Source organism: Rhodovarius crocodyli, assembly GCF_004005855.1.
Taxonomy (GTDB): Bacteria; Pseudomonadota; Alphaproteobacteria; order Acetobacterales; family Acetobacteraceae; genus Rhodovarius; species Rhodovarius crocodyli.
Genome location: NZ_SACL01000003.1, coordinates 148,913 through 161,654 on the forward strand (window position 1 = coordinate 148,913; position 12,742 = coordinate 161,654).

Below are 12,742 nucleotides of genomic sequence, written 5' to 3' on the forward strand. Positions count from 1 at the left end.
CGGAAGCTACATCGAGGGGCGCGAAGCCCCTCGATACGGGTTCAGTAGATCACCACGCTGCGGATCGACTTGCCTTCATGCATCAGGTCGAAGGCGTGGTTGATCTCATCCAGCGGCATGGTGTGGGTGATCAGGCTGTCGATCTCGATCTTCCCGTCCATGTACCAGTCGACGATCTTCGGCACATCGGTGCGCCCGCGCGCGCCGCCGAAGGCCGTGCCCTTCCACACCCGGCCCGTCACCAGCTGGAACGGGCGGGTGGCGATTTCCTTGCCCGCATCGGCCACGCCGATGACGATGCTCTCGCCCCAGCCGCGATGGCAGGCTTCGAGCGCCTGGCGCATGACGTTCACATTGCCGGTCGCGTCGAAGGTGAAGTCGGCACCGCCGCCCGTCAGGTCCTGGATGGCCTGGACCACCTTGTCGTTGCCGACCTCGGTGGGGTTGATGAAGTCGGTCATGCCGAACTTCCTGGCCATCTCGGCCTTGGCCGGGTTCAGGTCGATGCCGATGATCTTGTCCGCACCCACCATGCGCGCGGCCTGGATCACGTTCAGCCCGATGCCGCCCAGGCCGAACACGGCCACATTGGCGCCCGGCCACACCTTGGCGGTGTTGATGACGGCGCCGATGCCCGTGGTCACGCCGCAGCCGATGTAGCAGATCTTGTCGAAGGGCGCGTCCTTGCGGACCTTGGCCAGCGCGATCTCGGGCAGCACCGTGAAGTTCGCGAAGGTGCTGCAGCCCATGTAGTGGAACACGTCCTTGCTCCCGCCCACGCCCTCGCAGCTGAAGCGGCTGGTGCTGTCCGGCATCAGCCCCTTGCCCTGGGTCGCGCGGATGGCGGTGCACAGGTTGCTGCGCTGGGACAGGCAGGTTTTGCACTGCCGGCATTCGGGCGTGTAGAGCGGGATGACATGGTCGCCGACCGCCAGGCTGGTTACGCCCTTGCCCACTTCGCGCACGATGCCCGCGCCCTCATGGCCCAGGATGGCGGGGAACAGCCCTTCGGGGTCGGCACCCGACAGCGTGTAGTAGTCGGTGTGGCAGACGCCGGTGGCCATCACCTCGACCAGCACCTCGCCTTCCTTCGGCGGCTGGACCTTGATGGTCTCGATGGTCAGGGGTTTTCCGGCGGCCCAGGCGACCGCGGCGCGGGTTTCCATGAATAAGTGCTCCCAGCTATCGGCCAGGAGTGTGGCGCAGGGGGCCGTGGGCGCTCAAGGGTGGGGGGAGAATCCAGCCGTGCGAGCCACTGGCGTATCTCAGCTGCCCGCTTCCCAATCGGAATGTCAGTCGGGAACCGTCGGGCAATGTCCAGGCCAGCCTGGGCGGCCTCGCGTGCCAAGGCAGCAGCACTGTCGCCGGCCACCTGCACCCAGGCCTGTGTGGCGAAGCTCCAGGCCGAGATCGCCGTCCTCTGCATCTCGATATCGTCGGGATGGCGCGACGTGATGTCCGTGGTGAGTTTCACCGCCTCCGCGCAGCGGGGCGCCTCTCGGCCCAGCGGGACTTCCGCCCAGGCGTAGGCCTCGTAGAAGCGAGCCTCCGCCATGTCATGGACAGCTTTAGGAATATGCAGGGCGGGCTGCGCCAGGTCTCTTACCGCGTCGGCGGCCTTTCGTACCTTGAGCGCGGTCGCCCCATGCGGAACACACATCCAGGCATAAGCCTCGTACCTGCGTGCTGTTGCGGCCTCCATCTGTATCTCCACCTCATCGGGGAAGCGGGACGCCAGCGCGACCGCGGCATCCGCCGCTGCCTGTGAACGGTTCGCCTGAGCGCCCTGGGGAACTTGGTTCCAGGCAAAGGCTTCATGTGACCGGGCAAGAACGGCGCTCTGTTGAATGTTGATGTTGTCGGGAAAGCTTCGTGCGATCGCGACCGCTTCAGCCGCTGAACGCCGCGCCTGATCGGCGCCGATTCCGTGAGGTATCTTGCTCCATGCCTCGGCCTCGTTGGCGCGTGCGGCCACGGCGTGGCGCATGCTGCGGCCATGATCGAAGACGCCGAGCACACAGGCCATGGCAGCCTCTGCTGCTTCCCGTGCCTGCGCCGCCTGTGCGCCTTCCGGCACATTGGCCGCCGCAAAGCTGGCGCAGTAGAAGGCATGGGCAGTGGCCATTGCCATGATCCGATCGCCCGGGAATCGCCGTGCGATGGCCAATGCAGCCTCCGTCGCCTGCCGGCTCCTCAAGGACTGGCCGCCCCTATCGACGAGGCACCAAGCTAACGCCTCGTGTTGGAGGGTGCGGGCCGCCGCCTGCTGCAACAGGATGTCGGCCGGGAAGCGGGCGGCAGTCGCCGCTGCCTCATGGGCTATCTCATGCGCGCGGGCGCTCGCCGTTCCACCGGGAACGATGCTCCAGGCAACCGCTTCGCAGGAACGGGCAAGGACTTCTTCCTGTCGCAGCGCCGCGTCATCGGGCAGTTGCCGGGCCAACGCCGCTGTAACGTCCGCGGCCTGCCGTGCACGATCCGCCCCCTCGCCATTCGGAAGCCGCGACCAGCAGTCGGCCTCATAGCGATGGGCCATCGCGAGCTCGCGGAGAATGGCGGCATCCGGCGCCGTCGATGCCGCCAACGCCATCGCCAAATTGGCCGCCTCATGGGCCTGCTTCGGATCGCTGAGGCTCGCCAGCGTCGCGTAGCGGGCGGCGCGCGCTGCCCGGAGCGTCTTCTCCTGATCGGTGGCCGGCCGATCCTGGTCTGCATTGAACAACGCGCCCCAGACCGGGGCCAACTTTCCCCTCAGCCCATCAAACCAGTCCCACAGCGCTGCCGCGAACCGGTCGATGTCGCGCGATGTCCGCAGGAGGGCGGCGCTGCGGGCCATGCCATCGAGATCGCCCGGATCGCTCAGTTCGCAAAACATGGTCCGCTCGAAGAAAGTCAGCCACAGCCCGGGCGGCAGGGCGCCCGCCATGCTATTGGCCGCGTGGTTCATCAGGCGGATGGCGGCCGGGACCCGCAACTGCCGTTCCGCGCGCCGCTCGGCGGGAATGTCGCACAGCCGTGTCAGGCCATCGCAGAAGGCACGTTTCTGCTCGTCGTCGAGACGCTCGACGGCCCGCAACGCCTGCTCCATCGAGGCCTTGCGTGTTGCCGCCGTCGTGGGCGTGTCATCCGGCTGGCAGATGATCGCGACATCCGCCCAGGCCAGGGCGAACTCGACGGGGTCCAGCCATTCCTCCACGCTGTCCGGATCGAAGGCGGCCATGGCCTGGCCCATCGCGCTGCCGGGGTCGCGCAATGTGCGCCGCATGCCGCGCAGCATGGCGGCGGCATCGACCGTGCAGGCCGCCTCGACCAGCCGGATGGCATGGCGCGGCCCCATGGCCGCCAGCACCCGTTCGATGAAGACATCGCCGATGATCTCCGGGCGGATCGCCGGCAGGCGCCAATCATTGCCGGGCTGCAAGGGGTCGGCCGGGAAGCAGGCGCGTAGCTGCGCCGGCTCAGGCAATTTCGTCGCATTGGCCCATATCCTGGCGATGCCGGCCTCCACGCGCTCCCGCGAGGCACCGCCCACCAGGGTCGCCAGCGCCAGGGCGGCGCGTTGCGAATCCTCGCGCACGCCGCGCTGCTCGAAGGCGACCAGGATACGCGCTGCCCGGGCGTCCGAAAGCGCCTCCGCGGTGATGCGCTCGACCGGCTTGCCGTCGCGCAGCCATTCGATGGCGAGCTGAATGAGCAGCGGGTTGCCCTCCGTCACCTTGTACAGCTGTGCGCGGATGGTGCGTTCCGTCTGGAGGTCCCCCAGCGCATGGCCAGAGGCGAAGGCGATCTCCAGCGTCTCCTGCTCGCTGAACGCCTGCTGGGCGGGCAGGGAAACCGGCGGCGGGTCGGCGGGTTTGCCGCCTCGCTGCCAGCTGTCCGTGGCCGGTTCATAGGTCAGACCTGTCTCGGGGGGGACGGACTGGTTGATGACCAGAAGACAGACCGGATGGGCGAAAGCCCTGCCCGCGCCCAGTGCTTTCCAGCACTGCCCCAGCCAACCGGCCTCCTCAAGCCGTTCAGGCGGCGGGTCATCCAGCAGCAGGATGGTCGGGCGCCGGGGGCGCCATCCCTTCAGCCGTTCGCAGAACTGGGTGAAATCGGCATCGCCGGGCCCCGGCAGCAGCAGCCCCGCATCCCAGGGGTCGTCGGCGCGCCGCCGCAGGCCGGGCAGGGCGTGCCGCAAGTAGACGCCCAGGCGCCAGGACCGCGTGGCCTTCGGCCTGGCGCCGCCCAGCATGTCCCGGCGGGCCAGATGGCGGGCCAGCTCGTATGCCATGCGGCTCTTGCCCGCGCCGGTGCGCCCCACCAGCACCGCCTGGGAGAGGCGTTGCTGCCGATCGGGGGCAAGCTGGCCTTGGCACCAGCCCATCAGCGTCTTCCAGGCCGCGACCCGCTTGGGTGAGGTGCCAGGCCGCCAGGCCAGATCGACGAAACTGATGTCCGGCCCGTCCTCCCGGTCGGGGCGCAGCCTTTCCGCCACGGGCGCCAGCACTTCATCGTTGAAGGAGGCCAGGAAGCGTTCGTGCAACCAGTCGCGTGCCGCGGCGGGTACCGTGCCGCCGATGATGAAGCCGAACAGGATGGCCGTGCTTTCCGCCGGATAGGCGAGGAGTATGTCCCGGACACCGTAGATTTCCAGCAGGAAGCGGAAAATGCCCAGCTTTTCCTCGACCTGCTCCGACAGGGACTCGGTCTTGAGCCATCCGGTCCAGGCGACCAGCGCCAGCATGGCGCAGGCGGCAACCAGGCCGATCCCCGCGCGGAGCATGAGCATTTTACACGCCTTGCGCGTACTCCATGACAACCGCCGATCCGACCAGCCCTTCGTCACGCCTCAGCCCCAGACAGCTATCGAGAGGCTAGTTGGGCGGCCGTTATCCGTGAACAGAAATCTGTGCTCAGGCCTGGGCGGGCAGTTTCATCCAGGCCGGCACCTCCGGCCGCAGTACCGCCTCGCCGCAGCTCAGCGCCGGTGCCTCCAGCGCCGCCAGCCGCAGCAGCGCCATGCCGCGCGTGCCCTGGGCGGAGCGCATCTCGCCCACCTCCGCGCCGTCCAGCGTGATCAGCGCGCCGGGCTCGGGCGCCGCGCCCTCGATCGCCACCGGCACCAGCCGGCGCTTCACCAGGCCGCGATACTTGGTGCGGGCCGTCAGCTCCTGGCCCATGTAGCAGCCCTTGTCCCAGCTCACGCCGTGCAGCTCGTCAAAGCCGGCTTCCAGCAGGACCGAGTGTTCCGCGCGCATGTCCGCGCTGCCGTCCGGCAGGCCCAGCGCCAGGCGATGCGCCTCATAGGCCGCCGCGTCCTCCGGCGCGGAGCCGGGGGCGACCAGCGCGCGCCAGCCGGCCTCGGGCAGGCGGGGGTCGGGGGCGGCGCCCTCGGGCATCGGCGCGTCGCCCCAGCCGGCCAGCACGGCCAGCCGGTCGCTCGCATCCTCCAGCGCCACCTTGGCGCGCAGCCGGAACTTGGAGAGGCGCGCGACCAGCATGGGCGCCTGTGCGCGCTCCACATCCAGCAGCAGCGCGTCCTCCGCTGCGAAGATGAAGAAATCCGCCAGCCACTTGCCCTGCGGCGTCAGCAGCGCCGCCCAGACAGCCTGGCCCGGCGCGGCCCTGGCCACGTCGTTGCTGACCAGCCCTTGCAGGAAGTGCACGCGATCGGCGCCCGAAATGGCCACGACGCCGCGCTGGGATAGAATGGATACCGGCATGGTCCTGTATGTGGACGGGATGCGCGGGTGGCGCAAGACGGGGTAGAAGCGGCGGATGCGGCGCGTCCTCATCATCGGCCAGCCAGGGGCGGGCAAATCGACGCTGGGCCGCCAGCTGGCGGCGCTGACCGGGCTGCCGCTGGTGCATCTGGACCGTCATTACTGGCACCCCGGCTGGCAGGACAGCGACCCCGAGGCCTGGAAGGCCACGGTGGACCGCCTGGCGGCCGAGCCGCGCTGGATCATCGAAGGCAATTATCCCGGCACGCTGCCTGCCCGCCTGGCCCGCGCCGATACCGTGATCCACCTGGATTTCCCGCGCTGGCTCTGCTTCGCGCGGGTGGTCCGCCGCATCCTGTGGGGCAAGCGCCCCGGGGAACTGCCGCCCGGCTGCCCGGAGCGTTTCGATGCGGAGTTCCTGCACTACACCTGGCAGTACCGGCGCCGCCAGCGCGCCAAGGACCTGGTGCCGCTGGAAGGCTTTCCCGGCACGATGCTGCGCTTCGCCACGCCTCGTTCGCTGCGGGACTTCCTGCGCGGCCTGGGCCGGCCCCCGGCCCCCATGGACGCCCCCACCGCCTTCCGCCGCTATGCCGCGATGGGCGGCGTGCTGGATTTTTCCGTGCGGGAGGACGCACAGGGAAGCCGCGCCGAGATCCTCGCCGCCCTCGCCCAGCTGCTGGGGGAGGTGGATGTCGCCGCGCTGCGCCCGCGCCCCATCGAGCGCGACAGCTTCCTGGGCGACTGGCACGACGCCGCCCAGGGCCTGCTGCTGAAGCGCGGAGAGTACGTCACCGCGGATGGCGTCACCCTGGTCAACCCGCCCTTCACCCTGCTGGAAGGCGTGCGCATCCGCACCGGCATGGGCCAGGTGCCGGAAATGGGGGCGGGCGGCCAATTCGCCTACGCCTTCGCCGAACCGCCTTATCCGCTGACCGCCCCGCCCGGCGAGGTGCAGGCCGCCTTCGCCGGTATCCGCGACTTCATCCTGCCGCCCGGCCAGGCCGCGGAGATCCTGGACTGGAGCAGCCCGGAACTGGCCCGCGTCGCGCCGTATTTCGAGCAGGGGGCGGAATGGTGGGGCATGTTCCTGTTCAGCATCCATGTGCCGGCGCTGAAGCGGCTGACCATCATCGCCGGTTCCGCCACCGACTGAGTTGCAGCGCGCCCCATCCCGGCCTACGCAGCGGGGGTGCGCATCCTGTTCATTTCATCGACCCGCATCGGCGATGCCGTGCTGTCCACCGGCCTGCTCTCGCATCTGATGCGCCAGTATCCGGCCGCCCGCTTCACCGTGGCCTGCGGCCCGGTGGCAGAGGGCGTGTTCAGCCGCATGCCGCAGCTGGAACGGCTGATCCTGGTGCGCAAGCAGAAGCATTCCCGCCACTGGCTGGCCTTGTGGAAGCAGGTGGTCGGCACGCGCTGGGATCTGGTGATCGACCTGCGCGGCTCCGCCCTCTCCTTCGTGCTGTGGGCCGGGCGGCGGCTGGTAATGCGCGGCGGGCGCCGGCCCGGCCATCGCATCAACCACCTGGGTGCCGTGCTGGGGTTGAACCCCGCGCCGCTGCCGGTCGCCTGGTGGAGCGAGCAGGATGCCGAGGCCGTGGCTCATCTGCCGCAGCGCTTCCTGGCCATCGCGCCCACCGCCAACTGGGCGCGCAAGGTCTGGCCCGCCGGGAACTTCGTGGCGCTGGTGAAGGCGCTGCCGGAGATGCCCGTGCTGGTCCTCGGCGGCCCCGGCGAGGCCGAGGCCGCCATGGCCGCCCCCGTGCTGGCGGCCCTGCCGGGCGCCGTGGACCTGGTGGGCAAGCTGACCCTGCCGCAGGTGGCGGCCCTGCTGTCCCGCGCGGCGCTGTTCGTCGGCAATGATTCCGGGCTGATGCACCTGGCCGCCGCGGCCGGGGCACCGACCCTCGGCCTGTTCGGCCCCACCCCCGCCGACGAATACGGCCCCTGCGGCCCGCGCGCCCGCGTGGTGCTGGCCGACCAGCACGACTACCCGCCCGGCGCCGACGATCTGACGCGCTTTCCCTTCATGGAGAACCTGCCGGTGGAACGCGCCCTGGCCGCCGCGAAGGAGTTGCTGGCATGAAGCTCTCCGCCCTGGTCGTCGCCCGCAATGAGGAAGCCCGCCTGCCGCGCTGCCTGGCCGCGCTGTCATTCGCGGATGAGGTGGTGGTGGTGCTGGACCGCAGCACCGATGCCAGCGCGCAGGTCGCGCAATCCGCCGGCGCGCGTATCCTGGAAGGCGCCTGGGCCGTCGAGGGCGACCGCCGCAACGCCGGCATCGAGGCCTGCACCGGCGACTGGATCCTGGAGGTCGACGCCGACGAGATCGTGCCGCCCGAACTCGGCGCGCTGGTGCGCGACACCATCGCCGCCAGCACCGCCGACCGCCATCAGGTGCGTATCGACAACTACATCGGTGAGCGCCTGGTGCGGCACGGCTGGGCCGGCAGCTTCGGCACCACCAGCAAGCCCATCCTGTTCCGGCGCGGCGTGAAGGTGTGGGGGAAGCAGCGCGTCCATCCCTCCCTGCGCTGGACCGGGACCGAGGGCGCCAAGATCACCGCCCATGGCATCCGGCATGAGGTGGATGCCGATATCTCCGACATGCTGCGCCGGCTTGACCGCTACTCCAGCCTGAAGGCGACGGACATGCTGGAGGCAGGGGACATCGGCAGCCTGCCCAACAACATCCGCCGTTTCCTCAGCCGCTTCTTCAAGGCGCTGGTCAGCCGCAAGGGATACAAGGAAGGCGGCTGGGGGCTGCTGCTGGCCTTCTGCGCCGGGCTGTTCCCGCTGCTGTCCCACCTGAAGGCGCGGCTGGAGCCGGAGCGCCACCGGCCTTGAGAATCGTCCTGGCCACCGAGACGCCCCGCCTGCCGGCGGAACGCGCGCTGGCCGAGCCCTGCGGCGGGGTGGAGATCGCGACCGCGCTGCTGGTGCGTGCCTTCGCGCGGGCCGGCCATGATGTGACGGTGCTGTCCGGCACCGCCCCGGCCGAGCGCGACGCCGACGGCGCGCTGTGGGCGCCCGAGGCCCATGGCCGCGCCGACCTCGTCATCGCCAACCGCGCGCCCAAGCTGTTCCGCACCCTGCCGCAAGGGCGGCGGGTGCTGTGGATGCACAACCCCGCGCGGTATCTGCGCAAGCCGCGCCACATGTGGCCGCTGCTGTTGGCCTGGCCGCGCATCGTGGTGCTGGGGGGCTATCACCGCTCCAGCCTGCCGCGCATCGTGGCCGGGCGCGCAATCGAGATCCCGCTGGCGGTGGCCCCGCCCTTCGACGGCGGCGGGCAGGAACAGGCGGCCCCGCCGCCGCCGGTCGCGGTGTTCGCCTCCAACCCCATGCGCGGGCTCGACCCCCTGCTGGGGCTGTGGGCCGCGCGCATCCTGCCGGCGGTGCCGGAGGCGCGGCTGCATGTGTTCTCCGGCCCCGGCGTCTATGCCGGCGATGCCAAGCTGGCGGCCCGCGCCGCCCCCGTGCTGGAGCGCGCGGCCCACACCCCCGGCGTGGTGCTGCGCGGCCCGCAGCCGCGTGAGGTGCTGGCCCGCCAGTACGGCCGCGCGCGCGGCATGCTGTATCTGGGCGATGCGGGTGAGACCTTCTGCCTGGCGGTGGCCGAGGCCCAGGCCATGGGCCTGCCCTGCGTGCTGGGCACCGAGGGCTCGGTGCCCGAGCGCATCGTCGATGGCCGGACGGGCGTGCTGGCCCCCGACCAGGACCGCTTCGCCGAGGCCGCCATCCGCCTGCTGCGCGACGACGCGCATTGGCGCGCGCTGCACCACGGCGCGCTGGCGCGCGGCCCGGGGGCGGATTGGAACGAGGTCGCGGCCCGCTTCGTGGAACTGGCACGATGATCACGCTGCTGACCCAGTGCTTTCCGCCCGATCATGGCGGCATCGAAACGCTCATGGGCCAGATGGCCGAGGCGCTGCACGCGGCGGGCCACCCCGTGACGGTGCTGGCCGACCACATCCGCGGCGGCGCGCCGGAACCGGCCTGGCCGTTTCCCGTCCGGCGCTTCGGCGGGCCGCGCCCCTGGCGGCGCTGGCGCAAATCCCGCGCGGTGGGCAGCGGGCCCGTGATCGCCGACAGCTGGAAATCGCTGGAGGCGCTGCCGGCCCGCACCGGCCCCGTGCTGGTGCTGGCCCATGGCAATGAGGTGCTGCGCACCGAGGGCGCGCGCGGCGAACGCATCCGCGCCGCACTGTCGCGCGCCACGGTGGTGGCGGCCAATTCGCGCTACACCGCCGGGCTGCTGGCGGGCCTGCACCCGGACGTGAGCGTCATCAACCTGCCGGTGAAGCCGCCCCCGCCCGGCGGGCGCGTGGCGAGGCGCGGGGACCACATCATCAGCCTGGGCCGGCTGGAGCCGCGCAAGGGCATGGACATGGTGCTGCGCGCCCTGCCGGGCCTGCCGGACGCCCGCTACACCATCATCGGCGAAGGCGCCGACCGGCCCCGGCTGGAAGCCCTGGCGGCCGAGCTGGGTGTCGCGGAGCGCGTGCGCTTCGCCGGCGCCGTGGATGACACACGCAAGGCCGCGCTGCTGTCTGCCGCCGACATCTTCGCCATGCCGGCCCGGCGCGAGGGCGCCTCGGTCGAGGGCTATGGGCTGGTCTATCTGGAGGCCGCCTGGTTCGGCCTGCCCGGCGTGGCGGGGCAGGAGGGCGGGGCCGCCGACGCGGTGCTGGACGGCGAGACGGGCCTGCTGGTGGACGGCACCGACGCGGCCGCCGTGCAGGCGGCGCTGGCACGCTTGCTGGGCGACAGCGCACTGCGCGAACGCCTGGGTGCCGCCGCCCGCGCGCGGGTGGAAAACGAGCTGTCCTGGAAGGCAGTGCTGCCGCGCTACCTGGCGGCGCTGGGGCTTTAGCCGCGCCGGCGCCAGGCCCATTGCGCGGCCTGCGCCAGCACCGCCACCAGCCACAGCAGCAGCAAAGCCAGGCCGCTCGGCAGGGTGAACAGGCTGAGCCAGCCCATGACGAACATGCCGTAGAGCGTGCCGCCGGCATCCCACCCGCCGATCAGGCAGGGATGCGCGTCGCCTTCATGCAGGACGCAGCCGTAGTGCGCGGCGACCGTGGCCGAGGCGAAGACGGAGATCAGCGGCAGCGCCGTCCAGAGCAGAATGATCAGCAGGGCGATCGCGTAGCCTTTCGGCGTCACGATCCGCCTTCCCGCGATCCTCATCAGCTCGACTTGAAGCTGACATCCTCGGCACCGAGCTTGCGCTCGTAATGCTTGGAATACTTGCTGGTGATGAGGTCCGTCTTCACCACGATGGAGACATCGGTGGTGTTGAACGGCACATCCAGCACCGCGCCATCCCCCACGAAACCGCCGAGCCTGAGATAGCCCTTGATCAGCGGCGGCAGGTCCAGCAGCGCGCGCTTGGCGTCATAGGCCTCGGGCGGCAGCAGGTTCATGGATTCATAGCGGCTGGGCAGGGCCACGGGGCGGATCGCCTCGGGCGCCAGGTGCTTGTGATACAGGTACGAAAGCTGCGCGGCATTGGCCTGCAGGTCCACGCCGGGCAGGCTGGCGCAGCCGAACATCACCTCGATGCGGTAATGCGAGACATAGGCCGCGATGCCTTCCCACAGCAGCTGCATGGAGCCGCGGTTGCGGTATTCCACCGCCACGCAGGAACGGCCCAGCTCCAGAACCTCACCGGGGAAGTTCTGCATGCAGGAGATGTCGTATTCATCGGCGCTGTAGAAGCGCCCGACCTTGGACGCGGCCGCGCGTCGGATCAGCCGATAGCTGCCGACGACGGCGGCCTCGTCCTCACCGCGGTTGTGGTCCAGCACCAGCAGATGGTCGGCCACGGCGTCGAACTGGTCGGAGTCGATGCCGGTGGCGCGCGCCGCGTCATCGGGCTGCGCGCCCATTTCCTCGACGAACACCTTGTAGCGCAGTCGCTGGCTGGCGACGATTTCCGCTTCGCTTTTAGCGATCCGCACGCCGAGGTTGCCGGCGCGGATCTCCTCGAAGGGCAATGACATCACTTGGGCTTTTTCTGTTCGGGCCGCCTGGCGAAGAGCTGCAGCCTTACGTCGACGAGCTCGAAGCCCAGCTTGGCCGCGATATCGCGCGCCAGGGCATCATGTGCCTCGTCCTCGAATTCGATGACCTTGCCGGTATCGACATCGATCAGGTGGTGGTGCTGGCCGCGGTCCGTGGGGTCATAGCGGGACCGTCCCTCACCGAAATCCCGGCGGGCGACGATGCCCTTTTCCTCCAGCAGGCGGACGGTGCGGTAGACGGTGGCGATGGACACGTCGGCGTCGAGGGCGACCGCGCGGCGGTACAGTTCCTCGACATCGGGATGGTCTTCGCTCTCACTGAGAACCCGCGCGATGATACGGCGCTGCCCCGTCATCTTGAGGCCACGCTCGATACACATCTGCTCGATCCGCGAGGCCGGGCGGCTATCGGTATTCGCCCTCGACCGTCGCGCCGGGCCTGGCTGCGTCATCAACGCCAAATGCTCTCATCTCCCGCGCAATGGCCGGAACATACCCGCTGTTCCGTCCATCGCAAAGCGGGGAAGGCAGAAACGGGCTTCAGCCCTTCGCGCGGCCGGGGCGACCGCGGGGCTTGGTGCCCAGGCCGATCTGCTTGGCCAGGTCCGAACGCTTCTGGGCATAGGCCTCGGCGACCATGGGGTAATCGGCCGGCAGGCCCCACTTCTCGCGATACTGCTCGGGGGACATGTTGTAGGCGGTCTTGAGGTGGCGCTTCAGCATCTTCAGCTTCTTGCCGTCCTCCAGGCACACCAGATAATCCGGCGTGACGGACTTCTTCACGGGAACGGCCGGTTCCTGCTTCTTCGCCTCGGGCTCCGGCGCAGGCTTGCCCAGATTGGTCAGCGCGCTGTGAACCTGGGCGATCAGCCCCGGCAGGTCTGCCATGGCAACGGGGTTGTTGGAGACGTGCGCAGACACGATCTCCGCCGTCAGGCCCAGTAGATCCTGTGCCGATTCATTATCAAGCATGAAAACCGTCCCCTATTTGGATGATGA

General features: G+C 69.9%; 12 protein-coding genes. 5 read left to right on the top strand and 7 right to left on the bottom strand.

What is annotated here, in order from left to right; translation table 11 throughout:
• Positions 1–41 precede the first annotated feature (41 nt).
• The 3 genes from EOD42_RS09885 to ygfZ all read right to left on the bottom strand — a co-directional run bounded on the left by EOD42_RS09885 (position 42) and on the right by ygfZ (position 5,708).
• Positions 42–1,166, bottom strand: coding sequence for an S-(hydroxymethyl)glutathione dehydrogenase/class III alcohol dehydrogenase (locus EOD42_RS09885; protein WP_127787368.1), 1,125 nt, complete (start codon positions 1,164–1,166; stop codon positions 42–44).
• The gene (locus tag EOD42_RS09890; protein WP_127787369.1) at positions 1,121–4,774 is read right to left on the bottom strand and encodes a hypothetical protein; all 3,654 of its coding nucleotides are present in this window, start codon (positions 4,772–4,774) and stop codon (positions 1,121–1,123) included. Before EOD42_RS09890 ends, EOD42_RS09885 begins: the two co-directional genes overlap by 46 nt.
• 124 nt (positions 4,775–4,898) lie before the next feature.
• Entirely contained in the window at positions 4,899–5,708 is an 810-nt protein-coding gene (gene ygfZ / locus EOD42_RS09895; protein ID WP_127787370.1) for a CAF17-like 4Fe-4S cluster assembly/insertion protein YgfZ, read from the bottom strand.
• Between the two features lie 55 nt (positions 5,709–5,763).
• Here ygfZ and EOD42_RS26160 point away from each other — a divergent pair, with 55 nt between their 5' ends.
• From EOD42_RS26160 to EOD42_RS09925, 5 genes are read left to right on the top strand one after another with little or no spacing between them, the layout of a single operon-like run.
• Positions 5,764–6,864: a P-loop NTPase family protein gene (locus EOD42_RS26160; RefSeq protein WP_206020311.1), complete on the top strand. Its 1,101-nt coding sequence runs from the start codon at positions 5,764–5,766 to the stop codon at positions 6,862–6,864.
• Positions 6,865–6,900: 36 nt separating this feature from the next.
• Positions 6,901–7,800, top strand: a complete 900-nt coding sequence (locus tag EOD42_RS09910) for a glycosyltransferase family 9 protein (protein WP_127787371.1) — start codon at positions 6,901–6,903, stop codon at positions 7,798–7,800.
• Positions 7,797–8,561, top strand: coding sequence for a glycosyltransferase family 2 protein (locus tag EOD42_RS09915; protein WP_127787372.1), 765 nt, complete (start codon positions 7,797–7,799; stop codon positions 8,559–8,561). Before EOD42_RS09910 ends, EOD42_RS09915 begins: the two co-directional genes overlap by 4 nt.
• Positions 8,558–9,571, top strand: a complete 1,014-nt coding sequence (locus EOD42_RS09920) for a glycosyltransferase (RefSeq protein ID WP_127787373.1) — start codon at positions 8,558–8,560, stop codon at positions 9,569–9,571. The genes EOD42_RS09915 and EOD42_RS09920 overlap by 4 nt, the downstream gene beginning before the upstream one ends.
• Complete coding sequence (locus EOD42_RS09925; protein WP_127787374.1) at positions 9,568–10,590, top strand: glycosyltransferase family 4 protein; 1,023 nt, start codon at positions 9,568–9,570, stop codon at positions 10,588–10,590. Before EOD42_RS09920 ends, EOD42_RS09925 begins: the two co-directional genes overlap by 4 nt.
• Here the strand turns inward: EOD42_RS09925 and EOD42_RS09930 are convergent.
• The 4 genes from EOD42_RS09930 to EOD42_RS09945 form a co-directional block, all read right to left on the bottom strand.
• Positions 10,587–10,907 carry a hypothetical protein gene (locus EOD42_RS09930; protein ID WP_127787375.1) on the bottom strand — a complete coding sequence of 107 codons (321 nt, stop codon included), beginning with the start codon at positions 10,905–10,907 and terminating at the stop codon, positions 10,587–10,589. The two genes, EOD42_RS09925 and EOD42_RS09930, sit on opposite strands and share 4 nt — an antisense overlap.
• Entirely contained in the window at positions 10,907–11,722 is an 816-nt protein-coding gene (locus EOD42_RS09935) for a GNAT family N-acetyltransferase (protein ID WP_127787376.1), read from the bottom strand. Before EOD42_RS09935 ends, EOD42_RS09930 begins: the two co-directional genes overlap by 1 nt.
• On the bottom strand, positions 11,722–12,195 hold the full coding sequence (locus tag EOD42_RS09940; protein WP_127787776.1) for a Fur family transcriptional regulator: 474 nt from the start codon (positions 12,193–12,195) through the stop codon (positions 11,722–11,724). The genes EOD42_RS09935 and EOD42_RS09940 overlap by 1 nt, the downstream gene beginning before the upstream one ends.
• 88 nt (positions 12,196–12,283) lie before the next feature.
• Positions 12,284–12,715, bottom strand: a complete 432-nt coding sequence (locus EOD42_RS09945) for a MucR family transcriptional regulator (protein WP_127787377.1) — start codon at positions 12,713–12,715, stop codon at positions 12,284–12,286.
• Between the last annotated feature and the right edge of the window lie 27 nt (positions 12,716–12,742).